At 63.2% G+C, this 25,646-nt stretch carries 20 protein-coding genes and 1 pseudogene; 9 read left to right on the top strand and 12 right to left on the bottom strand.

Translation table 11 applies throughout. The annotated features are described in order from the left end of the window. The first annotated feature begins 347 nt into the window (after positions 1 to 347). Positions 348 to 1,286, top strand: coding sequence for a twin-arginine translocation signal domain-containing protein (locus C486_RS10270; RefSeq protein WP_152419154.1), 939 nt, complete (start codon positions 348 to 350; stop codon positions 1,284 to 1,286). A gap of 191 nt (positions 1,287 to 1,477) precedes the next feature. Here the strand turns inward: C486_RS10270 and C486_RS22310 are convergent. Next, positions 1,478 to 1,600: pseudogene (locus C486_RS22310) on the bottom strand (IS6 family transposase); the annotation flags it as partial. Between the two features lie 119 nt (positions 1,601 to 1,719). Between C486_RS22310 and C486_RS10265 the strand changes: the two are divergent. From C486_RS10265 to C486_RS10255, 3 genes are all read left to right on the top strand, one after another. Next, positions 1,720 to 2,277, top strand: a complete 558-nt coding sequence (locus C486_RS10265) for a KH domain-containing protein (RefSeq protein ID WP_007109841.1) — start codon at positions 1,720 to 1,722, stop codon at positions 2,275 to 2,277. 279 nt (positions 2,278 to 2,556) lie between these two features. Beyond that, positions 2,557 to 4,221 carry a thermosome subunit alpha gene (gene thsA, locus C486_RS10260; RefSeq protein ID WP_008455812.1) on the top strand — a complete coding sequence of 555 codons (1,665 nt, stop codon included), beginning with the start codon at positions 2,557 to 2,559 and terminating at the stop codon, positions 4,219 to 4,221. Positions 4,222 to 4,714: 493 nt separating this feature from the next. After that, positions 4,715 to 5,707: an alanine dehydrogenase gene (locus C486_RS10255; protein WP_008455810.1), complete on the top strand. Its 993-nt coding sequence runs from the start codon at positions 4,715 to 4,717 to the stop codon at positions 5,705 to 5,707. A 61-nt stretch (positions 5,708 to 5,768) separates the two neighbouring features. On the opposite strand, the gene C486_RS10250 is transcribed toward C486_RS10255, so the two are convergent. The 3 genes from C486_RS10250 to leuS form a co-directional block, all read right to left on the bottom strand. After that, positions 5,769 to 7,208, bottom strand: coding sequence for a sugar porter family MFS transporter (locus tag C486_RS10250; RefSeq protein ID WP_049910406.1), 1,440 nt, complete (start codon positions 7,206 to 7,208; stop codon positions 5,769 to 5,771). A gap of 174 nt (positions 7,209 to 7,382) precedes the next feature. Beyond that, on the bottom strand, positions 7,383 to 8,108 hold the full coding sequence (locus C486_RS10245) for a YqjF family protein (protein WP_152419153.1): 726 nt from the start codon (positions 8,106 to 8,108) through the stop codon (positions 7,383 to 7,385). Positions 8,109 to 8,245: 137 nt separating this feature from the next. Then, complete coding sequence (gene leuS / locus C486_RS10240; RefSeq protein ID WP_008455805.1) at positions 8,246 to 10,894, bottom strand: leucine--tRNA ligase; 2,649 nt, start codon at positions 10,892 to 10,894, stop codon at positions 8,246 to 8,248. A gap of 781 nt (positions 10,895 to 11,675) precedes the next feature. Here leuS and C486_RS10235 point away from each other — a divergent pair. Continuing rightward, positions 11,676 to 14,165, top strand: a complete 2,490-nt coding sequence (locus C486_RS10235) for an efflux RND transporter permease subunit (RefSeq protein ID WP_008455801.1) — start codon at positions 11,676 to 11,678, stop codon at positions 14,163 to 14,165. Between the two features lie 108 nt (positions 14,166 to 14,273). Here the strand turns inward: C486_RS10235 and C486_RS10230 are convergent, their stop codons facing one another. From C486_RS10230 to C486_RS10220, 3 genes are read right to left on the bottom strand one after another with little or no spacing between them, the layout of a single operon-like run. Next, the gene (locus tag C486_RS10230) at positions 14,274 to 14,513 is read right to left on the bottom strand and encodes a hypothetical protein (RefSeq protein WP_049888023.1); all 240 of its coding nucleotides are present in this window, start codon (positions 14,511 to 14,513) and stop codon (positions 14,274 to 14,276) included. Beyond that, positions 14,510 to 16,054 (bottom strand): TrkH family potassium uptake protein, encoded by a 1,545-nt coding sequence (locus C486_RS10225; protein WP_049888022.1) that lies wholly within the window; start codon positions 16,052 to 16,054, stop codon positions 14,510 to 14,512. The genes C486_RS10230 and C486_RS10225 overlap by 4 nt, the downstream gene beginning before the upstream one ends. After that, positions 16,051 to 16,734 (bottom strand): potassium channel family protein, encoded by a 684-nt coding sequence (locus C486_RS10220; RefSeq protein WP_083866019.1) that lies wholly within the window; start codon positions 16,732 to 16,734, stop codon positions 16,051 to 16,053. The genes C486_RS10225 and C486_RS10220 overlap by 4 nt, the downstream gene beginning before the upstream one ends. A gap of 305 nt (positions 16,735 to 17,039) precedes the next feature. Here C486_RS10220 and C486_RS20965 point away from each other — a divergent pair, with 305 nt between their 5' ends. Together C486_RS20965 and C486_RS10215 are read left to right on the top strand one after the other, a co-directional pair. Then, on the top strand, positions 17,040 to 17,507 hold the full coding sequence (locus C486_RS20965) for a hypothetical protein (protein ID WP_152419152.1): 468 nt from the start codon (positions 17,040 to 17,042) through the stop codon (positions 17,505 to 17,507). Between the two features lie 51 nt (positions 17,508 to 17,558). Further along, positions 17,559 to 18,329, top strand: coding sequence for an SDR family NAD(P)-dependent oxidoreductase (locus tag C486_RS10215; protein WP_008455793.1), 771 nt, complete (start codon positions 17,559 to 17,561; stop codon positions 18,327 to 18,329). Positions 18,330 to 18,353: 24 nt separating this feature from the next. On the opposite strand, the gene C486_RS10210 is transcribed toward C486_RS10215, so the two are convergent. The 5 genes from C486_RS10210 to C486_RS10190 all read right to left on the bottom strand — a co-directional run bounded on the left by C486_RS10210 (position 18,354) and on the right by C486_RS10190 (position 22,148). Beyond that, on the bottom strand, positions 18,354 to 19,142 hold the full coding sequence (locus C486_RS10210; RefSeq protein WP_008455792.1) for a hypothetical protein: 789 nt from the start codon (positions 19,140 to 19,142) through the stop codon (positions 18,354 to 18,356). Positions 19,143 to 19,317: 175 nt separating this feature from the next. After that, on the bottom strand, positions 19,318 to 19,737 hold the full coding sequence (locus C486_RS10205; protein WP_008455790.1) for an Hsp20/alpha crystallin family protein: 420 nt from the start codon (positions 19,735 to 19,737) through the stop codon (positions 19,318 to 19,320). 62 nt (positions 19,738 to 19,799) lie between these two features. Further along, positions 19,800 to 20,255 carry a peroxiredoxin gene (locus tag C486_RS10200; protein WP_049910446.1) on the bottom strand — a complete coding sequence of 152 codons (456 nt, stop codon included), beginning with the start codon at positions 20,253 to 20,255 and terminating at the stop codon, positions 19,800 to 19,802. A 304-nt stretch (positions 20,256 to 20,559) separates the two neighbouring features. Continuing rightward, the gene (gene pheA, locus C486_RS10195) at positions 20,560 to 21,372 is read right to left on the bottom strand and encodes a prephenate dehydratase (protein WP_008455785.1); all 813 of its coding nucleotides are present in this window, start codon (positions 21,370 to 21,372) and stop codon (positions 20,560 to 20,562) included. Positions 21,373 to 21,839: 467 nt separating this feature from the next. Then, positions 21,840 to 22,148 (bottom strand): non-histone chromosomal MC1 family protein, encoded by a 309-nt coding sequence (locus C486_RS10190; RefSeq protein ID WP_008455783.1) that lies wholly within the window; start codon positions 22,146 to 22,148, stop codon positions 21,840 to 21,842. Positions 22,149 to 22,383: 235 nt separating this feature from the next. On the opposite strand from C486_RS10190, the gene C486_RS10185 reads away from it, so the two are divergent. Then, entirely contained in the window at positions 22,384 to 22,581 is a 198-nt protein-coding gene (locus C486_RS10185) for a hypothetical protein (protein WP_006185211.1), read from the top strand. A 257-nt stretch (positions 22,582 to 22,838) separates the two neighbouring features. Beyond that, a complete protein-coding gene (locus C486_RS10180; protein ID WP_008455778.1) occupies positions 22,839 to 25,640 on the top strand; it encodes a M14 family zinc carboxypeptidase in 2,802 nt (933 codons plus the stop codon). The last annotated feature ends 6 nt before the right edge of the window (positions 25,641 to 25,646 follow it).

Below are 25,646 nucleotides of genomic sequence, written 5' to 3'. Positions count from 1 at the left end.
TGCCGTCGACCCTGACCCCAACGAATTAATCCATCAAAACTCAAACCGACCAGAGGGTGTGTCTTATCTCACGGGCTTCTTACGGAACTACGCGAGAAACACGATTTCAGCGACGCCGTGTCCCTTGTTGATGCTGCCACACCGCTGAAAGACGCCTGTATCTGCTGCATCATTTATTACTGGTATACTTAATACGGAAATAGCGGTCGCGTCGAACATGTCTTTCAAGAAGTAAAACGTAGTGATACTACGTTCCTAAACTGTTTCAGTCACACTAATTCGAAAACTGCTGACGAGTTGCTCCAACTGTTTATATTCACATAGATTCCCAATATTTATATTAGTTAATGTTTATTGTTTTAGTGCGGATCAAAGTATACGACATCATAATGGATAAAAATACACCTCACGGCCGACGCACGTTCCTGAAAAGGGCTTCCGTTGGAATCGGCGCAGCGACGGTTGGATTGCACACTCTTGGGGAGCCAGTTGCAGCAGCTGGCTCTCCAGGAAACAGCTGGGAAGATAACTCGAGGTCAGTGTACCATGGCAAGGGAATCGACTCGAACGATATACTGTATCACCACAATCTCCAGGCAAACTTTCTAGACAGCTACCAAGATAGTCCTGACTACTCCCACCTGATCTTTGAGCTGTTCGGGACGGGGGTAAACCGCCAACGTCAAGAAACTGGAGACCACTGGGTTTCCTACCCTTCGGATATCGTTGAGGAGACCGGGTTTTCGGTGAATTCGCCCGACCCTGGTGCGTCCATATTTCAGGATGAATCGCAAGAGAAGCAGATGTCTGCATCAGCAATTCCCAAAGACGAAGCACACACCACGAACGAGGTTCTCGCAGACGCTGCTCTCTATCTCGCGAGCAGCGGCGTCGGGAGTCTGGTTGCAAAGAAGGTGGCTGTGCAAGGAATTAAGAAATTCGCTACGAAGCAGGAGGTTAAACGGGCTAGCAAAGACATTGTGAATTGGCTAGTTGATGAAGCCGAGCAGACGACTCCTAAAAATGATCTCGAAGAGACCTGGACGAATCAAGATGTGTTCGATTTGCTCACCCCGAGGCAACGTCACACACTGTCATATTACACACGGTTCACGGTGAAAGTACCTGCCTCCTATGATACTATGAACTTGGAGATTGATAGCTACTCCCAGCACGCTGACGGACTGAATTGTGAGTGTGGAGTGGAAGATTGTTCGATAAGTCTCTCGCTTAATGTCCCGGGTCGTTCTGGCCCTGGTGGCATCCAGAGCATCATGGGGTTTTGACAGTACTTTTTCAAGGCTTCTTTATTAAGGAGTGCGGTCAGAATTAGTGCCACATCCCAGACCCACCCAGATTCTCACTAATCTCCGATAATTTCGACGGCTGGGACACGGCGAAAATGGTAGACGATACCCGCTATGACGGTCCACCTTCGTCCAATGAATCCTTTGAAGGCGAGGACACGAGGTAGTGTTCAGATAAGCTGGTTCCATGCGACGGCGAATGCTTGACGCAAATTTTCGACGATGTCTGCTTCGGTTTGGCTGGAACAGTTTGAGAACTGGTTGGTTCGGCATTTTATGGGCGGCAAGACCCTCATTGCTGAGGCAACTGATTATCTTGGGAGAGTTGCGCGAGATTACGCGTGCGTCGGTGCCACGGCACATCCGTCTCGCGGACCAAGCGCTTAACCTCACCCAGCGAGTACCGGGCCGTATGCAGCACGTGAAGATTCCGCAGGACCGCATCGGCGTTCTCATCGGTGAAGGAGGCGAGACGATGCGCGAGATCGAGGCGGCGGCGGAAGTACGACTCGACATCGACTCGGAGAACGGCTCCGTCGCCGTCGAAACGGTCGGTGATCCCGTACTCGGCCTCAAGGGCCCCGAAATCGTTCGCGCGATCGGCCGCGGCTTCGCGCCCGAGGACGCCCTGCGACTGCTCGAGGACGACATGATGTTGTTCGATGTCGTCGACATCGACGCCGCCGCGCGCAACAAAAACGACATGAAACGCAAGAAGGGCCGGCTCATCGGCGAGGGCGGCCGGACCCGCGAACTAATGGAAGAGCTAACCGGTGCCGACGTCGTCATCTACGGCTCGACGCTGGGCATCATCGGCGCACCACAGGAGGTCGACGCCGTCCGCACCGCCGCCGAGATGCTCCTAGACGGCGCGCCCCACGGCGCGGTCTACTCCTTCCTCGAGGAGAAGCACAACGAGATGAAACACAAGGGGATGGAGTACCACCGGTTCCCCGGCGGCCAGTCCTGACCGTTCTCCCGGTACGAGGGCCCCGCGTCGTCGACCCCGCTGTCGCCGACCGACCCGATCGTTCGAACCGCTTTTCTATCGGTAGCAACCGTCCGTTCGAATCCCCAGCGACGCGGTATCTACCCGGCGATTCTCACGCAGTATGACTATATATACCCGGAGAGCGCTTGCATCGAAAACGCACGACAGGGAGTACCTCGAGCCACCCTGTCCGATTAATTGGGAAAAGCTTATATAGAATCACAATCAATCCTTCGAGTGACTATGGCTCAACAGCAGATGGGCAACCAGCCCCTTATCGTACTCTCGGAGGACAGCCAGCGAACCTCCGGGGAGGACGCGCAGTCAATGAACGTGCAGGCCGGGAAGGCCGTCGCCGAGTCGGTTCGGACGACGCTCGGCCCGAAGGGGATGGACAAGATGCTCGTCGACTCCTCGGGCAACGTCATCGTCACGAACGACGGTGTCACCCTGCTCTCGGAGATGGAGATCGACCACCCCGCGGCCGACATGATCGTCGAAGTCGCCGAGACTCAGGAAGAGGAAGTCGGTGACGGCACCACGAGCGCCGTCGTCGTCGCCGGGGAACTCCTCAGCCAGGCCGAGGACCTGCTGGACCAGGACATCCACGCGACCACCCTCGCGCAGGGGTACCGAGAGGCCGCCGAAGAGGCCACCGCGGCCCTGGAAGAGATCGCCATCGACGTCGACGAGGACGACACCGAAATCCTCGAGCAGATCGCCGCGACGGCGATGACCGGCAAGGGCGCGGAGAACGCCAAGGACCTGCTCTCGGGGCTCATCGTCGAGGCCGTTCGCGCGGTCGCCGACGACGACGGCGTCGACACGGACAACATCAAAGTCGAGAAGGTCGTCGGCGGCTCCGTCGAGAACTCCGAACTCGTCGAGGGCGTCATCGTCGACAAGGAGCGCGTCTCCGAGAACATGCCGTACTTCGCCGAGGACGCCGACATCGCGATCGTCAACGGCGACTTAGAGATCAAGGAGACCGAGATCGACGCCGAGGTCAACGTCACCGACCCCGACCAGCTCGAGCAGTTCCTCGAACAGGAGGAAGCACAGCTGCGCGAGATGGCCGAACAGGTCGCCGACGCCGGTGCTGACGTCGTCTTCGTCGACGGCGGCATCGACGACATGGCCCAGCACTACCTCGCACAGGAGGGCATCATCGCCGTCCGTCGCGTCAAGTCCAGCGACCAGGCCCAGCTCGCTCGCGCGACCGGTGCCTCGCCGGTCTCGAGCGTCGACGACCTGACCGAGGACGACCTCGGCGCTGCCGGAAGCGTTGCACAGAAGGAGATCGCCGGCGACCAGCGGATCTTCGTCGAGGACGTCGACGACGCCAAGGCCGTCACCCTGATCCTCCGCGGCGGTACCGAGCACGTCATCGACGAGATCGACCGCGCCGTCGAGGACTCGCTGGGCGTCGTCCGGACGACCGTCGAGGACGGGAAGGTGCTCGCCGGCGGCGGCGCACCCGAGATCGATATCTCGCTCTCGCTGCGCGACTACGCCGACTCCGTCGGCGGCCGCGAGCAACTCGCCGTCGAAGCCTTCGCGGACGCGCTCGAGGTCATCCCGCGCACGCTGGCCGAGAACGCGGGTCTCGATCCCATCGACTCGCTGGTCGAGCTTCGCAGTGGCCACGACGGCGGCGACACCGCCGCCGGTCTCGACGCCTACACCGGTGACACCATCGATATGGACGCCGAGGGCGTCTACGAGCCGCTGCGCGTGAAGACGCAGGCCATCGAGTCCGCCACCGAGGCGGCTGTCATGCTACTGCGCATCGACGACGTCATCGCCGCGGGCGACCTCGCGGTCTCCCACGATGACGACGACGAAGACATGCCCGCCGGCGGCCCCGGTGGCATGGGCGGCGGCATGGGCGGTATGGGCGGCGGCATGGGCGGCATGATGTAACAAGGTCCGACACCACGCTCCGTTCCGGGACGCGTTCGTCCCTCCGCGCCGGCCGTCAGGCCGGTCGGATCGGCGGCGCTCGCGGGAACACTCGGTGGGAGCGACTCCAGCCCGGATCGCTCTTTCCGCTGCTTCGAGTCGGCCCAGCTTCACTTGCCGTTTCGTCGCGCTCCCGAATCTGATCCTCGAGCCGCTGCGCTCGGCCTCCCGATGGGCAATCGCTCGTGACCGGCCGTCTCGAAACGTTCATGTATTTTCACAATAATAGCTGCGAATGACGAACGCCGTCGCTCCGACACGACCCGTCGGCAGCGTCTTCGGCGGGGCCGCGGACGGGGAGCCGAGCGGGAGGTCGCTCGAACGCGGCGTGGCCCTGGACCGTGGGGCCAATTGCCACTGTCCATTAGTGTTGGTTAGTATACATATTGCTCACATACCGCATACACCCGTTGAACCACGACAAACTAAGTAGTAGCCCGCAATATCCGCGAGTATGAATACGCTTCTGTTAGATAGCGATGATGTAAACGAGTATGCACGAATGTCAGCTGTCATCGATGCGATCGAACAGGCCTTCGGTGCGTTCGAGCGCGGCACCACACAGATGCCGGCGAAGTCCTACATCGATCTCCCGCAGTACAACGGTGACTTCCGATCGATGCCCGCCTACCTCGATACGGGTGACTGGGACGCGGCCGGCCTGAAGTGGGTCAACGTCCATCCGGACAACCCCGCGGAGCACGACCTCCCGACGGTACTGGGGACGATGATCTACTCCGACCCCGAGACCGCGCTCCCGCTTGCGATCATGGACGGGACGGCGCTGACGATGAAACGAACCGGCGCGGCGGCCGCCGTCGCCACCGACTACCTCGCCGTCGAGGACGCCTCGAGTCTCGGACTCATCGGGGCCGGCGTCCAATCGTACACGCAACTCGAGGCGATCAGCGAGATTCGACCGATCGAGGAAGTCGTCGTTTCGGACCCCGACGAGGAGCGCGTACAGCGGTTCGTCGAGACCTACGAGGACCGCTTCGATATCCGCAGCGGCTCGATTTCCGAGGCCGGTCACTGCGACGTGTGTTCGACCGTGACGCCGGTCGAGGATCCGATCGTGGGTCCCTCCGACGTCGGCGAGCACACACACATCAACGCGATGGGGGCCGACGCCGAGGGGAAACACGAACTGCACGACGAACTGCTGGACGCGGCGCGGATCGTCATCGACGACCACGAGCAGTGTACTCACTCGGGCGAGATCAACGTCCCCTACCACGAGGGCGTGTTGACCGACGACGACATCCACGGCGAAATCGGCGAAGTCGTCGTCGGCTCGAAGGCGGGACGGACCGAGGAGACGGGCGTTACGGTCTTCGATTCGACCGGGCTCGCGATTCAGGACGTCGCGGCCGCGCGGGTCGTCTACGAGACCGCCCGCGAGGACGGTGCCGGCACCGACTTCGGACTGATCGATACCGACCAGTAGACGCCGACTCGCCGGTTGTCGCGATTAGGGTTCTTTTCGATCGGAACGCCGTTCTCGACCGTTAGTCGTCCGTCTCCGTGACCTGTGGGCGCTCGCCGGCATCGGCTCCGAACGCCGTCTCGCGGAGGTCGCCCTCGATCGCCTCGAGCGACCGCCCTTTGGTCTCGGGTACAAGCCGATAACAGAAGAGCAACGCGAGCACCGAGAGTGCGCCGTACAGCCAGAACGTCCCCGTCTGCCCGACGATGTCGATCAGTCGCAGGAAGGTCAACGACACGAGCAGGTTGCCGGCCCAGTTGACGACGGTGACGACGCCCATTGCCGTCCCGCGGATCTCCATCGGGTAGATCTCGGAGATCAGCAGCCAGAAGACCGGTCCCAGTCCGATCGCGAAGAACGCGACGTACAACATCAGGCTCCCGGTCGCGATCCAGCCGATCGCGCCCGAGAGACCAGGCAGGTAGAACGCGATTCCCAGGACGGCGAGCATGGCGCTCATCCCGGCCAGTCCCACGAGCAACAGCGGACGGCGGCCCGTCCGGTCGATCAACAACACCGCGACGACGGTCATGACGACGTTGACGACGCCGATACCGACGGTCGCGAGGATCGAGTCGGTATCCGCGAAGCCGGTCGACTCGAGGATCGTCGGCGCGTAGTACATGACCGTGTTGATGCCGGTCACCTGCTGGAATACCGCCAGGCCGACGCCGACGATCAGCATCGGGCGCACCCACGGCTCGAGGAGGTCGCGGAGCGTCCCGGACTCGGTGCGGATCGTCTCTTTGATCTCACGCAGTTCGTCCTCGACCTGGGTCTCGACGCGGGTACTGGCGAGGACCTCGCGAGCATCGCTCTCGCGGCCGTGTTCGTAGAGCCAGCGGGGACTCTCGGGCATGAACAGCATGCCGACGAAGAGGACTGCGGCGGGGACCATGCCGAGGCCGAGCATCCAGCGCCACTCGCCGCCGGCGGCGAACGCGAAGTTCACGAGGTAGGCGATGAGGATACCGCTGGTGATCGTCAGTTGGTTGAGCGAGACCAACGACCCGCGGATCTTCGGCGGTGAGATCTCGGAGATGTACAGCGGACCGACGACCGAGGCGAACCCGACGCCGATCCCGTCGACGATTCGACCGACGATCAGGATCTCGACGGTCGGTGCGATCGCCATGATGAACGACCCGACGAAGAAGACGACGGCACCCACGAGGATGAGTCGCCGTCGACCGAGTCGATCCGCGAGTCGGCCGCCCAGCGCCGCCCCGATGATCGCGCCGATCATCGCCCCGCTGACGATGATCCCCTCAATCAGCGAGGCGTTCATCGAATAGCCGAAGACGGTTGCCAGTTCGAACGTGTGCCGAATGTACAACATCGCGCCGGAGATGACACCGGTGTCGAACCCGAACAGTAGCCCGTTGAGTGCGGCCAACGCCGCGACGACGTAGACGAACGAATTCCGGTCGTTGCCGGTCGTTCCTGTGCCTGTCATTGACATCGAACTATGTGGAAATATTGTTTCATACCGTAGTTAACAAACCTAACGATACGCGCCCACACAGGTCAGCGCTGTGCCGATCGTGCGCGACCGTGACACGGGACCGTCTCGGCGTTCCGACGGCAGATCGATGACCCCGAACCGGCTGTTCGTGGCGTTCCCATCGAGGCGCGATCAGTGCTCGAGCCGCCGTGGAACCGAGCCGGCCATCGATACTTCGTCCGCGTAGTGGACGAGCGGGTCGCCGGTCGGCGTCGGCAGGTCGTTGGCCGAAAGCATCGTGTTCTCGTGAATCGTCGCCGTGGCCGGCTGGAGCGGCCACGGGTCGTGTGCGATTTCGCCGGTCAGGACGGTGCCGGCGTCCGGGGCGTAGAACCGTCGGCGCGCGGTAAGCCAGTGTGCGAGCGTGCCGGCGTCGGCGGTGACGACCTCGCCGTCCGGGTGGTAGGTCGCGTCGAATCGGGCAGGGACGTCGTTCGCCGTCTCACCCGCTTGGCGCTCGCTGTGGAACGCCACGTGATTCGCTTGGGTGGCCCCGACCTGCATCCGGGCGCGGTAGACGGGCAATCTCGTCGCTCGGCCGACGGTCGCCGCGACGAACGCGTTTCCGACGTCGATGCTGAAGAAAAACAGGCCCGGATGGCCCCGATATCGAACGTAGGTCCGAACGTTGAGTTCGCCGAAGGCCAGCCGCGTGATCGACGGCGTCCCGCGAACCCCCACGTTCGTGAGCACGAACGGGAGTACGCCCAGCCAGGCGCGGCCGTCCCACGCCTCGAGCGTCAACTGATCGGGGATGTGCGGGCGAAGCGCGTCGGGGTCGACCGGCCAGTGGATGAACAGCCCGTCACGCCACGTCATGGAAGTAACGTGTGGTGTGGTCGGCGACGCCCTATCCATGACCGGCCATCGAACAGGAGCCGTACGGTGTGCGTTCGTTCTCGACGCCATCAGGTTCTGTCACGACCCTCCCACGAGCCGGCGTATAAATCGGATCGCTTACTGTCGGTTCCGATGGCGGTTCGGTCGGCGCGCCGTCAATCGTCGATTTCGATCGCGGGTCGGCCGGGTTCGGCGTTCGCGAGCACGTCCTCGTCGGCCTCGGCGGCGCGAACGACGCGAACTGGAGCGTCGAACTCGCGCTCGATCAGCCACGCCGCGGACTCGAGGGCCGCGTACTCGTCGTCCGACTCGAGCGTCATCGACAGCGCTTCGCGCTCGGCCTGCAGGTCCTGCCCGTAATCGGCCGCGGCGTCGCCCTGGTCGCGGATGTGACTTTCCTGCATGAGTTCACCGATCAGGTTGTCGGCGTCGCTCTCGATCGCGATCTCGAGGGCGTCGTACTTCCACTCGGGCGCGACGACAACGTCGATTCCGGTGGGGTCCTCGATCCCGGCGATGTCGACGATGTCGCGGATGTCTTCGCGGGTGTTCTCGACCAGTCGGCGGCGTTTGGCGACGCCGTCGCGGTCGATCTCGGCGGTCGGCCACGCGGCCTCGGCGACGAACCCGTCGTTGCCCAGGGCGTCGTACAACTCCTCTGCGATATGGGGCGCGACCGGCGAGAGCAGGCGGACGACGGCGGAGAGCCCCCGCTCGTAGGTTTCGGCGTGGGGCTCCGTGTGCTCGGCGTATTGCCGTAACGTCCGCGCCAGCGCCTGCGTTTCACGGAGCGCCTTGTTGAACGTCAGGGCCTCGTACTCCTCGCTCGCGATGGCGACCGTCGCCTCGATCTCCGCGTCGACGTAGCTCGCGACGGCGTCCGCGTCACCGTCCGGTTGCTCGTCGACGTAGCTTTCGACCATCCCCTTCAGTCGCTCGAGGAAGGCGTACGTCGACTGGACGCCTTCTTCGCTCCAGTCGAAGTCGCGTTCGGGCTGGGCGGCCTGCATCATGAACAGGCGCGCGGTGTCCGCGCCGTACTCATCGACGATCCGCTGGGGGGAGACGACGTTCCCCTTCGATTTGGACATCTTCTCGCCGTCCAACTGGACCATCCCCTGTGCCAGCAGGTTCGTGAACGGCTCGCGGTGCTCGAGTCCCTCGTTGTCGGCCAGTACCTTCGTGAAGAACCGAGAATAGAGCAGGTGCATCACGGCGTGCTCGATGCCGCCGACGTACTGGTCGACGGGGAGCCAGTCGTTAGCCCGCTCACGGTCGAAGGGAGCGTCCTCGAGGTCCGGCGAGACGTACCGCAGGAAGTACCACGAGGAGTCGACGAAGGTGTCCATCGTGTCGGTCTCGCGGGTCGCGTCGGCCCCACACTCCGGGCACGTGGTCCGTTGCCACTCCTCGGCGGCGTCCAGCGGGTTCCCGGTCGTGTTGATGAACTCGGGGAGTTCGACCGGCAGCTCCTCGTCCGGGACCATCACGGGACCACAGTCGTCGCAGTGGACGACCGGGATCGGCGTCCCCCAGTAGCGCTGCCGGGAGATTCCCCAGTCGCGCAGTTGATACTGGGTGGCCTCTTCGGCGCTGTCGATGTCCTCGGTCAGCCGTTCGCGGGCGGTTTCGCTGTCCAGCCCGCTGTACTCGCCGGCCTCGACCAGGACGCCGTCCTCGGTGTAGGCCCCCTCGCTCACGTCGGGCGCGGTCGGTTCTTCATCGCCGTCGGGTTCGGGGGCGATGACCGGCCGGATGTCGAGTCCCATCTTTTCGGCGAAGGCGTGGTCGCGTTCGTCGTGGGCCGGCACGGCCATCAGCGCGCCGGTCCCAACGTCCGAGAGGACGAAGTCGGCGACGTAGACCGGGATCTCCTCGCCGGTAGCGGGGTTCGTGGCGGTTAGGCCGGTCTCGACGCCGTTGGGGTCGTCGCCGTCGGGATCGGCCTCGTGATCGATGAACCGGCGAATCTCGTCGTCGTCCTCGGCCAACGCCTCGCTGATCGGGTGGTCCGGCGCGAGCGCGAAGAAGGTCGCTCCGTGGATCGTGTCGACGCGGGTCGTGAAGGCCTCGACCGGGCCGTAGTCCTCGACATCAAACTCGAGTTCCGTCCCGTACTGGCGGCCGATCCAGTTGCGCTGCATCTGTCGCACCGAGTTGGGCCACCCTTCCAGGTCGTCGATCGCCTCGAGCAACTCGTCGGCGTACGCGGTGATCTTCAGGAACCACTGCTCGAGTTCGCGCTGCTCGACGGGCGTATCACAGCGCCAGCAGAGTTCGGCCTCGCCCTCGACCTGCTCGTCGGCGAGGACGGTCTCGCAGTGGGGACACCAGTTGACTTCGGCGTCGCGGCGCTCGACCAGCCCCTCCTCGTGGAACCGGGAGAACAGCCACTGGTTCCACTGGTAGTACTCCGGCGTACAGGTGGTGATCTCTCGGTCCCAGTCGTAGCCAAAGCCCATTGCGGTCATCTGGTCGCGCATCGTCTCGATGCAGTCGAGCGTCCAGTCGCGGGGGTTCGTGTTGCGCTCTTTGGCCGCGTTCTCCGCGGGGAGACCGAACGCGTCCCACCCCATTGGGTGGAGGATATCGTCGCCCCGCATCCGTCGGTAGCGGGCGTACGCGTCCGTGATCGTGTAGTTACGGACGTGGCCCATATGGAGCTTCCCGGACGGATACGGGTACATTCCGAGGACGTATGTCGGGTCCTCGATGTCGTTGGACGTCCGAAAGACGTCCGCGTCGTCCCACGCCTCTTGCCAGCGCCGTTCGACCGTCGCGTGGTCGTATCCCGCGTCGCTCATTTGCTTATATACCTCTAGAACGGGACGCCACCCTATACCTTTCCATACACTAGCTCGCTTCGCCCGGACTGTCGGTGGTGGCCTCGAGACGGCTGCATCCGTCGGTCGGCCGATATAGTAGCCACTGAAACGATTGACACATTGACTGCAACGCCGTCATGCGGTCAGGCGTGCAGCGACTTGCAGTGGCTCCTATCGCTCGCCCTCGAGCGCGGCAGGTAGCCCTTCGCCGACGCCGCGTCGCCGCGCTCGTGTCGGTGCCTCGACCCCCCCTGTCAGCGGTGTCCGTTCGACCGTGACGACCGCGCCGTGTGCGCGTTGTGGCGGTCGCTCGAGCGACGTATTAAAATGACATTCAACTAGCGAAGAGTGTCATTCCAGTCTGTCAAAACGGGTCCGAACGTGTTTCAGCCTTTCTCAAATTCCCATTCAGTCCGATATTGGCGAAAGTATTTTGATCTAATATTTTCATGTCTTACTCATGACGAGCCGATCGAACAGTCGCCAACACTGGAGTCGCCGCTCGTTCGGGCTTGAACGGACGAGTGAACGGGGGGTGACGGGACGTCCAACCGCCGCGTAGCGTCATCGTGCCGATGCCGTCGCGACGTAGTCACGTTACCGTCGCCGGAGGAAGGTCCGCAGATAGCGCGAGGTTCCGGTTCGTGGCGGGCCGTGGCGGTTTGCTGGCGTCGGGACCCGCGCCCACTCGCACGGCGCTCGAGACTCGACCCCGAGAGCGTGACAGTGCCGTCGATCGATCGACGAGCAGCTCGTCCCCATGACTAGGGTCGGACACTGGATCGATGAGGCGATTACGCAGTCGACCACCCTCATCGTCTCCCGCCCGCGTGCAATCGTTATCGCTTTCCTGCTCTTGACTGCGTTTTTCGCCGCCGGAATCCCGCTGGTCGAAACGGAGACTGATCTCCGCGAGCGATATTCCGATGGCCTCGAAGTGAAAGAAGCGCAAGACGCCGTCGAAGCGGACTTTCAAGGACCGTTCACGGCCGAGGGTGAGACGACGCGACTCGTCCATGACGGGACCGATGTCCTCACGCGCGAGGAACTCCTCCACGTTCTCCGCCTGCTCGAGCGAATCGACGATCGGCCGATGCTCAGAATGCAGTCCGCGGACGGCCCCGCGACGATGGTCGCGCAGGCACTCGAGCCCGGTGCGGACACGCCGGCCGAACAGCGCCGGGCCGTCGAACGGGCGACGGACGCCGAAATTCGGCGGGCGGTCCGAGAGGTCGGCTCGAGGCGTGCGTTTTCAAGGATGGTCTCCGAGGATTTCAACCGCGATCAGGCGTCGGCATCGGCGTCGATAACGGTGATCTCCCACGACATGCCATCCGAGTTCGACGACGACGAGGACATGGAAGGCATCCTGACGACGATCGATACGATGGCGGCCGACGAACCGGCTGATATCCGGGCGTTCGGTAGCGGTATCGTCGATTCCGAACTCGAAGACGTCATCAGCGATTCGTTCGTGATGGTCATGCCCGTCGTCGTGGCGCTGCTTTTGGGCTTCCTTGCCGTCGCCTACCGAGACCCCTTCGATCTGCTACTCGGCCTGATCGCGTTGCTGATGACGATGATCTGGACGTTCGGGTTCCTCGGCTACGTCGGGATCCCGTTCGGACAGGAGATGATCATCGTTCCCGTCCTGTTGTTGGCCGTCGGCGTCGACTTCGGGATCCACATTATCAACCGCTATCGCGAGGAAAAGCTCCAGGGCGACGACACGGTCTCCGCGATGCGTACCGCGACCGGCCAGCTCTCGGCCGCTTTTTTCATCGTGACCGCCACCGCGGTCTTCGGCTTCGGAGCGAACCTCTTCGCCGAACTCGAGCCGATGCGGGAGATGGGTCTCGTAGCCTCCGCCGGGATCATCTTTACGTTCGTCATCTTCAGCGGGTGTTTGCCCGCGATGAAGCTGCAGGCCGACCGCTTCCGGGACCGACACGACGTCCGGGAGTTCAATTCGACACCGATCGCCTCCGAGGAATCTTCGCTCGGGCGGTTACTGGCCGTCTCCGCGACCGTCGGAAAGCGCGCTCCGCTCGTCATGGTCGTGCTCCTCTTGCTCTTCGGGGCCGGAATGGGTGCGTACGGCACCGGCGTCGAAACCACGTTCGAGGAGGAGGATTTCCTCCCGCCCGAAGAGGAGGCGTGGTACGTCGACTACGTCCCGGAACCGTTCGCCCCGGGCGAGTACACTGCCACGGAAACGCTCAACCTGCTCGAGGGGCGGTTCGCGGCCGATCAGGACCAGTCGATGACGATGTACGTCGAGGGGCCGTTCGAGGAGGACCACGCGCTCGAGGCTCTGGCGGCCCCTGACGATGAGCCACCGGAGACGCTCGCCGTCGGGCCGAACGGACGGGCGGAATCCCGGAGTATCATCACTGTGATTCAGTCCCATGCCGACGCGGACCCCGAGTTCGCTGCGCTCGTCGCCCGCAACGACCGGGACGGGAACGGCATCCCCGACCGCAACCTCGACCGGATCTACGACGAGTTGTTCGCGTCACCGGCAGGGCCATCAGCGGAACGGTACCTGACTCCCGACCGGCGAGCGGCCCAGGTCGAGTACACCATCGAATCGGACGCCACGATCGACGAAATCGCAGCGGACGGGGCCGACCACGCCGATGCCTTCCGCTACACTGCAACGGCGACGGGCACGCCCCTCATTTACAACGCGATCACGAACAGTCTGTTCGAATCATCGATTCAGGGGATGGTGCTCGCCATCGTGCTCTCGACGGTCTTTCTCGTGATCGTGTACGGCGTTCTCGAGGGGAAACCGTGGATCGGTCTCATCAACGTGTTTCCGATCATGATCGCCGTGTCATGTCTTCTCGGCACGATGCGGCTGCTCGATATGCCCCTCAATGCCGTCACGGGGCTGCTCCTCTCGTTCGCGATCGGGCTCGGCGTCGATTACGCGGTCCACTTCATGCACCGGTTCGTCGACGAATATACTGCCCAACCGGAGACGGTATCGGCGCTGACGACGACGCTGTCGAGTACCGGCGGTGCGCTCACCGGCAGTATGCTCACGACATCGATCGGAACTGGTGCGCTGATGCTCGCGATCACGCCCGTGCTCGGTGACTTCGGGCTCCTGATCGCGTTGAGCGTGTTCTACTCGTTTGCCGCTTCCATCGTCGCCCTGCCGCCTGCATTGGTCCTGTGGGATCGGGGTGTCACGTCCGACGCGACCGGCACCGCGCGACTCAAAGCGATACTCCGGGCGTAAATGCCGTGTGACCCGACGGTTCACGTCGGCTCGAGGCCCCTCGTCGCGAGCGCTCTCACACGGACAGTCACTCGCTGCCGACGTGGCTCGTTCCCCGACCAACACGAGCTATGGATGGCGGATCCAGTCTGGTTGTCCCGTCGTCGTGAGGGCATTGTAGATCGTGTAGCCGACGAATCCGATGACGTAGCCCGCAACGATGACCGTCGTCGCTGCGGTTCTGCCGACGACGGTGACGAGCACGATCAGGAGCGGTCCGAGAACCAGATAGAGGTTCAAGACCACATCGTTCGGTCCGGCGTTTACGATCCACGTGAGAAGCCGACTGCGGTAACGACGCCGGCTCATTCGTAGATGCCACCCCGCCAAAACAGCGCGCGAAGCGTCACGAGGATGGGAATGATCTCGAGTCGTCCGACCCACATGTTCAGGATGAACGCAACCTTGCCAGCCGTCGGCAGCGAGTGGGGACCGGTAATCCCGGTCGAGAGACCGATGTTCCCCTGTGCACTCGCGATTTCGAAGAGGATCTGTTCGAGGGAATAGGCTCCACTCGGGAGCGTCGCTAAGAGGACGAATACGCTCACCGCGAGGAAGACGAACCAGAGAAGCGCGATGATCGCCGCTTCGCCGAACTCTCGAGGACCGTCTTTCTCGTCGAGGACGCGGTCGTCGATCCGAAACCGATGGACAGTACTGTCGGGATAGAAGACGTAGGAGACGCGAAATCGGATACCTTTTACCAGCATTATCAATCGAATGAGTTTGATGCCGCCCGCGGTAGAGCCAGCGGCGGCACCGACGACCATCGCGAAGACCAGCATGAGAAGCGCACTCGTGGGCCACCCCCCAAGCGAGAGGGGCGTCGGGTCGGTCGCCGTCTGGAAGCCCGCCGCAGTCACTGCCGAGACGAACTGGAAGACGCCGTATCGGAGCGCTTCCGTGACCGAATCGTACACCGTCGAGACCGACAGCCAGAGCGCCGCCGAGCCGAGCAGGAGAACGGCGGCCAACCATCGCGTTTGTGCGTCCGTATACAGCCCTCTCAGATCCCCCTGAAGGACGAGGTAGTGGATCGGGAACGCAATGCCGCCGGCGATCATGATCGGGAGCAAGACGGCTTCGATGACGACGCTGTCGTATGCGCCGATCGAGCCGTCGATGATCGAGAACCCGCCAGTCGAAATACCCGTCATGCCGTGATTGATCGCGTGCCACGGTGGCATCCCGGCCAGCCAGAGCGACAGGATCGCGATCGACGTGAAAAGCAAGAAGAGCCACCAGATAGTGCGGACGGTCGAGACGATACTCGGGTGAATCTTCTGTGATCGCGCTTCGCTTTCGTACACTGTCAACGACCCACTCCCGGGACGGGCGAGGATCGCCGTCGTCAGCACGATCACACCGACGCCACCGACCCATTCGATTATACTTCGCCACCATTGTAGCGTCCGGGGAAGCGTACTCTCGTCTGTGGTCATGGTCAACCCCGTCCCGGTGAACCCGCTCATACTCTCGAAGAGCGCGTTCAGCGGACTCGCGAGTGCGTCGATGCTCTCCGTTGGAGGTGGCGTCTCGAGCCCGGCCGGCGCGGCCGTCACGACCCAGGCGGTCGTAAGAAAGGGCAGCGAGCCGAACGCCGCGATGGCGAGCCAGCCGATGGCAGCGATCATCATGCCGTGGAGTTTATCCGGCGGGGCGGCATCGGCGAACGCTGTCGAGAGCACCCACCCGATCGTTACCGGTATCACCCCCGACACGACGAGGCCGGGGATCGCGTAGTACTCTCCCCAGGCGAGCGGAACGAGGATCGACACCAGGACCAGCCCCCCGAGAACCCGTAGCATCCACCCGAGATCGCGTCCGATCGGTGCCACTGTGGTTCTCATCGATAATCGTCGAAGAACCCGAAGAGATCCGTCACCGCCGGATCAGTCCCGCGCCCGGAGTAGACGGTGAGCCGGTCTCCGGCCCCGATTTCGGTCGTCGGCCGAGCGATCCGTGGTCCGCTGCCGTCCTCGGGGACGACGGCGACGACGAGCACGTCGTCGGGGATCAAGCCGCCCGATCTGGCTTCCTCGAGAGTCGTTCCGGCGATCGGTGCCGCGCCGGAGACCTCGATCTCGAAGACTTCCGCATCGGCTTCGACGGGCATGTAGTCGCTAATCGCGGGCTGTCGTGCCGTCCGGTAGAGCGATTCGGCGGCGAGTTGGTCGGGGCTTTTGACCGCGTTGACACCCATCTTGCGGAACAGTTCCCGGTGTTCGGGTTGGTGTAGAACGGATACGACGGTCGAAATCCCGAGTTCGGTTGCGAGCAGACAGACGAACAGGTTCGTTGCGTCCAGTTCGAGCGTCGAGATGAGCGCATCGGCCCGATCGGCACCCGCCTCTTTGAGCGTCTCCTCCCTCGTCGCGTCCTCGTTGAGGACCAGACAATCGTACTCGTTCGCGATGTCGTTCGCTCTCGTCACGTCGTGCTCGACGACCACCACGTCGTTTCGAGATCGTGATGCAATATCTACTAGCAGAGTTCCGACACTCCCTGCCCCGACGACGATGAAGTGCATCGCTGTAACGTTTCAAACTGAGTTACATAAGTCACCCCGGTATTGATCTCAGTTGCCGGGAACAGTCGAACCGTATGCGAACACGCCGGCTCCAGTACCATCCGTCTTGTCACACTGACACACCTGTACACCGATCGCACACACCTGTCGTGCGCTCGAGCGCACAGCAACGGCGGTTCTACTGAACCAGCGTCAGTTCACCGTTCAGACCGCCGCTGAACGGCGACGAGCGACGCTGTTCGGATTCTAAACTGCTATCTTATAGTGTCAAAAGACGTTTATTTCACTGGTAGTATCTATAATGTATGGACCGACGTACCTTTTTGACCACGGTAGGATGCAGTTCCGTTCTTGGATTCAGCGGTTGTAGTATGACTGGAAAAAACAAGCAAACCAAGACGACTCACCGCCACATTAAATCGAGTTCAGTATGGAACGGAATCTCAAGCGACGTTTCACAGACGATATTCGTCCCAGATGTCGTACTCAAAAACTCACACGCCAATATATACACAACTATTGATATTGAAGCGCCTGAAAATATAGATTTGAAACCAAAGAAAACGACAGTCATTTTGATTATCGATGATATTGTTGACAAGTGGGATAAAGAATGGGATGGTTCTAACCAACAGTCCGGTACATTAGCGGCTGAGCTGGATGGAGGAGGAACGGTCTCGATCGTTTCACAGACTACGTTCGCTTCTGGTGGCTCTGTTGACACGACAAGGTATGAAGAAATAAGCAATGAGTCCTTGGAAAGTCCCACCTAACCTCCGTCCGATAGCAGGTGGTTTTATTTTCGACCCGATCCAGCATAAGTTATGATAGCAGACGACACTGTTTTAGTCACGGGAGCGAGTCAGGGTCTGGGCCGCGAAATCGCCGTTGCGTTCGCCGACGAGGGCGCGACCGTCGTCCTCGCGGCGCGGAGCGACGGCATATACGAGACCGCGGAACTGATCGACGCTCCCGATCGAACGCTGGCGGTCGAGACGGACGTGACCGATCCCGAGTCGGTCGAAGACGCCGTCGACGCGGCAGTCGACGCGTTCGGCGGGCTGGACTGTCTCGTGAACAACGCCGGGATCGCCGGCCCCACCGCGCCGCTCGAGGAGACGAGCGACGACGAGTGGCTCGAGACCCTCGATGTCAACGTGATCGGCGTCGCTCGCGTCACGCGGGCGGCGGCTCCCCATCTCCGTGAGTCGGCACAGGGGAGCGTCATCAACATCGCTTCGATCGGCGGCAAGCGGCCGTACGCCAACCGAACTCCCTACGCTGCCTCGAAGATGGGACTGATCGGCGTCACTCGCGCACTGGCCGCCGAGTTCGGCGACGACGGAGTGACCGTCAACGCGATCTGTCCCGGCCCGGTCGAGGGCGACCGCATCCGGGGTGTCTTCGAACGGCAGGGCGAGGAGGCGGGCGTTCCCGTCGAGGCGGTCGAAGGAGAGGTCCTCGAGAGCCTCATGCTCGACGACCTGGTGCCGCCCGCGGAGGTCGCCGAGCTGGCCGTCCACCTCGCGAGCGACGCGTCGCGACACGTCACGGGACAGGACATCAACGTCTCGTCGGGCGGCGCGTGGTACTAGCGCCGCTCGGCTCGAGCTGCGGAGTCAGAGAACGGCAAGGACCGCAACGAGCAGGCCAAGCCCGACGCAAACCCCGCCGGCCACCCGGCGGAGCCGAACCGACGAGCGCACCTGCTCGCGCTGTTCTTCGAGGCTTCCGGTCGCGATCGCGAGCGGCGTCTCGTCGGTCCCCCGCAGGACGTAGCCGTCGGCCGTCTCGGTCAGTTCGCCCCGAACGACCAGTTCGTCGCCGTCGCGGACGACGGTGGCCTGATACTTGTCGGGCATGGTGGTCTTTCCGCCGACGCTCACGTTGAACTCGAGGTCGCTGACGACGCCGTCTTCGCCCGCCAGCCCGGTTCGCTCGAGGAAGCGATTGACCGGGCCGAGGTCGCCGAGATAGGTCTCCGTCTCGGGATCGCCGAGGAACAGGTTCGGCGAATCGAAGGGATCGTCGTCCGCGTCCGTCGCCAGCGTCGTCGTGTCCACGCGGACGCGATCCCAGCTGTGATCGACGGCGAACTCGCCGGTCGCGAGTTCCGACTCGGCGGTCCGCCACCAGTTGTCGTTCCGTTGGCGGACCCGCCACGCCCAGAGGGCGGCCGAATCGCTCTCGTTCAGATCGGGACCAGTCCGCGTCGGCGACGCCGGCTCGAGGACGCGAACCGGCCCGCTGATCGTCGCCTCGTCGCCCGGCACGACCGACTCGTCGTCCGCCGACGCGAGTTCGCTGATCGTCTCCTCGCGATCGTCGAGATCGCCGGCTCGAGACAGGACGATGCCCCCGAACAGGAGAAAGGCCCCGCCGACGACGAGTGCGAACACGTTGACCATGGCCGAACAGTTATCATCCGAATATAATAATCGTCCGACTGCTCTCCGGCGCAGTTCCGAATCGGCACGGGCTCACGCCCCTCGTCCCGACGCCGCACTCGAGCGGCGACCCGTCCGGCCGCTTCGCGACGGTCACGGACGTCGCCCGCGGTCTCGAGCGGGCGGGACGCGACGGCTACTCGATATCGATCCGCTTCGAGTCCTCGCCGCCCGCGACTTTGGGCAGCCGCACCGTCAGCACGCCGTTTTCGAACCCGGCGGCCACCGCCTCCTCGTCGACCGGCTCCGGCAGTCGAATCCGACGACTCGCCGACGTTTTGGTCCGCTCGCGTCGGAGATACGTCCCTTCGGCGGCGATGTCGTCGTCCAGCCGATTGGCCTCGAGTCGGAGCGTGCCGTCCGAGAGCGTCAACTCGATATCGTCGGTCTCGTAGCCGGGCAGGTCGGCCGTGACGACGTACGCTTCGTCCGTGTCGGCGACGTCGACCGGCACCGTGCCCGGGACCTGCAGCCCGCCGGCGGCCATTCCCTCTTCGACCTGGCGACTGACGCGGTCGAGCAGTGTCTCGATTTCGTCGAACGGGTTGTCTCGCATGCGTCGCAGTAGGAGCCCGACGGGGATAAATTCTGCCCGCGGGACAACGACAGAAGGAGCGGCTACTCGGGCAGGGTCACGAGTCCGTCCTCGAGCGCGTCGAGCAGGACATCGCGAGCGTGTCCGTCCGGGTCGACGTCCTCGTACACGGCCGTGACGTTGCCGTCCGCCAGCAAAAACGTAGTTCGCGCGGTCACGCCGTCACGCAGTTCGACGTCGAAGGCCTCGGCGATCGCCGCGTCGGGGTCCGCGAGCAGGTCGAACTCGAGGCCTTCGGAGTCACAGAACGACCGGTGGGACTCCACGTCGTCGGTCGAGACGCCGTAAACGTCGACGCCGGCGTCCCGATAGGTCTCGCGCTCGCGCTGGAACTGGGTCGCTTCGATCGTACAGCCGGGCGTATCGTCCTTCGGGTAGAAGTACAGCACCGTCGGCTCCTCGAACGCGAGGGTGACCGCCTCGCCGTCCTGATTCGGTGCGGTCACGGTCGGCGCGTCGTCGCCTGCAGCGAGTGGCATACTCATGGGACCGGGTGACGCGGCAAAACCGTTTGTGGTCTCGACACCCGATCGCGTGCCGTCGATCGCAGCCCCGTTTCGGTCCCCGTCAAGTATTCCCCCGTGAGTCACAGCTCGTGAGGACGCTCCCAGCACATTAGGCATCGGCCGTGGTCGCTTCGAGTGCGCCGTGTCCGTGTCCGGGTTGGGGTAGTGGCCATCCTTCAGCCTGTGCAGGCTGAGACGCGTAGTTCGATTCTCGCACCCGGACTGTCGCGCCGTCGACGCCAGTCCGAGGCCGTCGTCGAGGGCCGTCCCGAAGCGCTTACTCGACGACGTGTTCGGTATCGTACGATCCCAGCCGCCGGACCCAGCCGTTCTCGGCGAGGGCCTCGAGGTCCGCGATCGCGTCGCTCGTTCGGGACTCGTAGAGCCCGGCTTCGAAGTCGACGTGGAAAACGTAGTCGCCCAGTCGTTGGCCGCTCGGCCGCGACTCGACCCGGGTCAGATTGATGTCGCGATCCGCGAACGGTTCGAGCAACTCGAGCAACAGACCGGGGTAGTTCGCGTTCGGATAGACCACCAGCGAGGTCTTGCCGCCGCCTTTCGAGCGCTGCTCGGCCGGCGCGAGCGCGAAGAACCGCGTCGCGTTCGAGTCCTGATCCTGAATGTCCTCGGCCAACACCTCGATCCCGTCTCCCGCGTTAGCCGGATGGCCGATGCCCGCCACCGACGGATCGTCGCGGGCGAACTCGACGCCCTGTGCCGTGCTCGCGACGGCCTCCAGGGTGGCGGCGGGATACTCGCGCTCGAGGTAGGTCCGACACTGGGCAAGGGCCTGGGAGTGGCTGGCGATGGTATCGAACGCCGGCCCCTGGGCGAGCAAGGCGTGTCTGATCGGGGTAACGATTTCGCGGATGACGGCGACGTCGTAGTCGGCAACGGCGTCTAAACTCTCCGTCACGGAGCCCTCGATACTGTTTTCGATCGGAATCACGCCGCGGTCGTACTCCCCGCTTGCGACGGCGTCGACGATCGTCGTGACCGACTGTCGGAAGTCGATCTCGTCATCGTCGGCGATCGCACTCGCGGCTCTGTGCGAGTAGGTCCCTTCGGGGCCGAGCGTAACTGCAGTCATTACCCGCCGATAGGGACGAACGGGTCAAAAGACCGTCGGGTACCGCGAAATTTCGCTTGCGCGTCCGGTCGGTGCGCAAGCGGAGTCAGTCGTCGCTCGCTCGAGCGGCGACGTGGGGTTCGAAGACCCACTCACGGGGACACCGGGACAGTCCAGTTGTCTATACCACTCTATTCTCGGCGTCATTGGTTCACATGTTCGGATGGCACCGGAAAGGCTCTGTCTACTACACTCAGGTACCGAATTCCTTCGACGATCATCCATATACGTACCCGATCCGACCGCCGACTGTCGTATGAATCTGATTTAACGTCTTTCCGCCTCCTTGGGCATTGTCCCACCAACCCAGCCCGTATTATTCCGTCTAGTCATCGCACAAACGTGCTGGTATCGGACAGTGCGTCGAGACGGGCGAAGGCACTGCTCGCGGACGGGCTCGTGCCGGAGAAATCTGTCGAGTTGACGACTTACTCGTCGAGGTGCTCGATGCCTTTCTTCGAGACGTTCGCCTCCGTGATCTCGCCGGGCATCCAGTCGGGCTTGTCGTCGGGGGCTGTCTCCTCCCACGCCCAGCCATCGTAGATGTGAACCTTGTCGGTTCCCTTCTCTCGGAGTTTCAGTTCGACCCGGTCCGCCTCTTCCTCGCTCGAGCCGGGCTCGAGCCGTCGGGCTGCCTTGAGCGCCGCCTGTCGAGGCGTGTTGCCCGAGAAGACGCTCGACTCGTCACCGCCCGATTCGCGCAGTGCAAAGTTTCGTTTCCCGTCTTCGCGTACCATGATTTTCGCCTCCGTGTCAAGTCAGCACACGATCAGTGATAAAGATATCCCCGCAAATCGACCGACTGCGGCGGTATATTTAAGTGTATCGCCAACGCGAGTTCCCGGCACTATTCGCGTCCCTCGCTTGTCGTTCCGTGATTGGCACGCCGACGAGTCCGTTCCACGGTCAGTCGTTCGGGCGTCGAAAACACTTAAGTATATCCTACGGCGAAGTTCGGAATAGAATCCCGCGATGGTACGGAAAAAGAAGCTGAGTCCAAGCGGTGCGAAAGACGACGACGGGAATTACCACAACGTCCACCTCAACCTCCACGAGGACGAACTCGAGGTCGCGGGCATGGATATCGGCGATGAGGTCTTCGTCCGGGTCCGGGACGGGAAAATAATCATTCAGAAGGCCGACGAAGACGACGTCGAACACGAGTTCTAACCGTCCGGGCGTCTGCACTCTCGTCTCGCCCGGTCCCTTGCTGTCTCGCTACCGTCAGGTAGGGTCTGACGGACTTTTTCGACGGCTGTGGGCCAGTCGTCCCCGATCCGTTGGCTCCGAACGGCGGCCGCCGATGGCCCGTCCACTTTATCCTCGAGCACATAAATCTACGTCTCTCAGAGACATTCTCTCGTTCGGTATGGTATTTATTTCACATCGTTGTGGTCCGTGTCCGGGGAATCTCCCCACGATTGGTAATGTCAAACGGCCCTCACCAGACACACCCACGACACCCCGCTGACCGACCGACCGACGATGCTGCCGACCACGGTTCCGACGACGCGTTCGCCGACAGCCCCATCGACCGACGGACGTTCCTTTCGCTCTCCGCGACGACGGGTGCCGCGCTCGCACTTCCCGGTTCCGCCACCGCGGACGTCCGCGGCGACCCGATGACCGACGAGTACGAGTTCGTCGTCAACCACACCCCAGAGGGGTACGAGGCGGCGACCGTCATCGAATTCGCCGACCGGGCCGCACTCGAGGCGTTTGCGGCCGACTACGAGGAAGCCCCCGATCCCGACCTGTCCCGGCCACCGAAGGCGGTCACTCGAGAGTCACCGACGCCGGCGGCGCATGCGCATCTCACCGCCGACGAGGTGACGGCCGTCCTCGAACTCGACGGCGTCGAGCGACTGGACGTCTCACCCGGGGCGAACCCGTGGTGGAAACTCGAGGCCCCGTACGCCGACGGCGTCTTCCCGCCGGTCGAGGAGGCCCGATCGTTCGTCTCCTACCCCGAGGTCGGTCGGGGGATCGCCCATCTCGAGGCGGTCTGTCCCGACCGCGTGCGCGTCCACACTCTCGACGAATCGCCGGGTTGGCCGAACCGGTACACCGGCACAGACCCCGACCCACAGGATATCTACGTCGTCGATGTCACGAACGACGTCCGGGACGCGGCGTCGTTCGCCGACAAGGAGACAGTGGTCTACTCCCTCTCGACCCACGGCGACGAGCGCGCGGGCGTCGAGACCGGTGTTCGACTCCTCGAGGACCTCGCTCGGGGCGAGGCCGACGGCTTCGAGGACCTGCTCGACGATATCGCGTTCGTCTTCGTATTCACGAACCCTGACGGGTGGGTGGCGCGCGAGCCCCGGTTCGACATTCCGCGAGGGGAGACTCGGCTCAACTTCCGGCGCGGGAACGCGGCCGATGTCGACACTAACCGGCAGTACCCGACGATGGGCTGGGTCGATCCGGCGTTCTGGCCCGCCGAACCCGACGGCGCACCCGACGACTATTACGACGTCGTCCCGGATTCGCTGGCGATCGTCGATCACCTCCGCGAGTACGAGAACGTGACGTACCTCTGTGACTACCACGGGATGTACGCCGCCGACCGGATGGTGTTCAACCTCGAGACGAACGCCCCGCTCGGTCACGACGGAACCCACGACCTCGACGAGGTCAACATCCGCATCGGCGACGGGATGGAGGCCCACTGGGGCGGCCTCGAGGCGATCGCGGACGACATCGAACGCGCCTGCGAGGAGCAGTACGGTGCCTCGGAGTACGCTCCCGCGGGCTTGTTCGATTACGGCACGGTTTACGATTCCCTCGGCTATCAGGTGACCGGCTCGCTTCTGGGGTGGGCCGGCCAACCGGCGGAGTTTGGCGGGCTCGATGCGATTACGGTCGTTCCCGAAATCATCTTCGCGAATCACACGCCTGACGCCCGGATCGAGTGGAAACCCTACATCGAACGCCATCTGGTCACCGCCTACCGGATCTCGATGCGCGAGTACGCCGAGATGACCGCGGCGGAGACCGATGCCACCGTCGCGACCGGCGGTCAGGACACCGCATACGTGACGACGGACGAACTCACGCGGTCGTCCGCCGATCTGCCGTACACCGATCGACATCCAGGCAAGGGGCGTGAACCCGGCCAGGGCCGCGCGACCGAAGTGCACAGCCATAACGAGGTCGTCCGATCCGGACCGGACGACGGCGGGACCGTCGGCACCGAAACGACCGGCTCGTCGCACTCGCTGTCGGTCCGGGTTACCGGTCTCGGGGCCGCAAGCGACGGCCACATCCGTATTACCGATCCCGACGGAACGACCGTTCACGAAATCGACCTCGCGGCAAAGGCCGGCCCTGACGACCCGACGCCCCGACCCCACGACTTCGAGGGCTGGTTCCGCCATCAACCCGAGGCCGGCCAGTGGGATGTCGAAGTCGACAGCGACGCCGACATCGAGGTGGAGCTGACCGTTCTGGACACCGAGGACGAATACCCCGATCCGCGAGCCGTACTCGGGTACGAGCAACGCGAGTACACGGTCAACCCGATGCAGTTCTTCGCCGATCTCTCCGATCACCTCGAGGACGGCGACATGGACGCGTTCCGGGTTCGCGATGTCTGTAACGGTCGATTGCTTCGCGGGAAGTCCGGCAAGCGCCATTACGACAAACTGGTCGTCTCTCATGACGTTGGTCTCGATAACCCGCGGTATATCGCGGCGATCGAGTCGTTCGTCGCGGCCGGCGGCGACCTCGTCCTGACCGACACGGGTGTCCATCTCCTCGGTGCGCTCGATGTCGGGGACGCGGCGGCGATCGATCCCGCCAACCTCGAGACCGTCACGGTCCGGTTCGCGACCCTCGAGGACAGGGAGTTCGAGCATCCGCTGCTCGATGGTATCCGCCCGCGACAACAGGAACTGTGGAAAGGATCGCAACTCGGGTACACCACCGGCACCGACCAGCCGGCGACGATCGTCGACGGCGATGCGTTCGACGCTGCCGGCGGTCGCGCCGCCGGAACGACCGACGATGGCGTCAGCGTCGGGACGCTCACCGCGGGCGACGCCGAGATCAACGTCCTCGGTTCGATTCTACCGCCCGCACAGCAGACGGTCCTGCACCCGTTCGGCATGGCGGACTACTCCCTCTCGTTTATGGGACATACGCTCGTGTGCAACGCCCTTGGGTTCGAGCAGCGGCGCTATCGTGATGGCGACCTCGTCCGGACCTACGGCGAGATCAGGTAACCCCCG

It is taken from the genome of Natrinema gari JCM 14663, from assembly GCF_000337175.1.
Lineage (GTDB): Archaea > Halobacteriota > Halobacteria > Halobacteriales > Natrialbaceae > Natrinema > Natrinema gari.
Note: the sequence above shows the minus strand (reverse complement) of the source record. Positions and strands in the feature narration are given on the sequence as shown.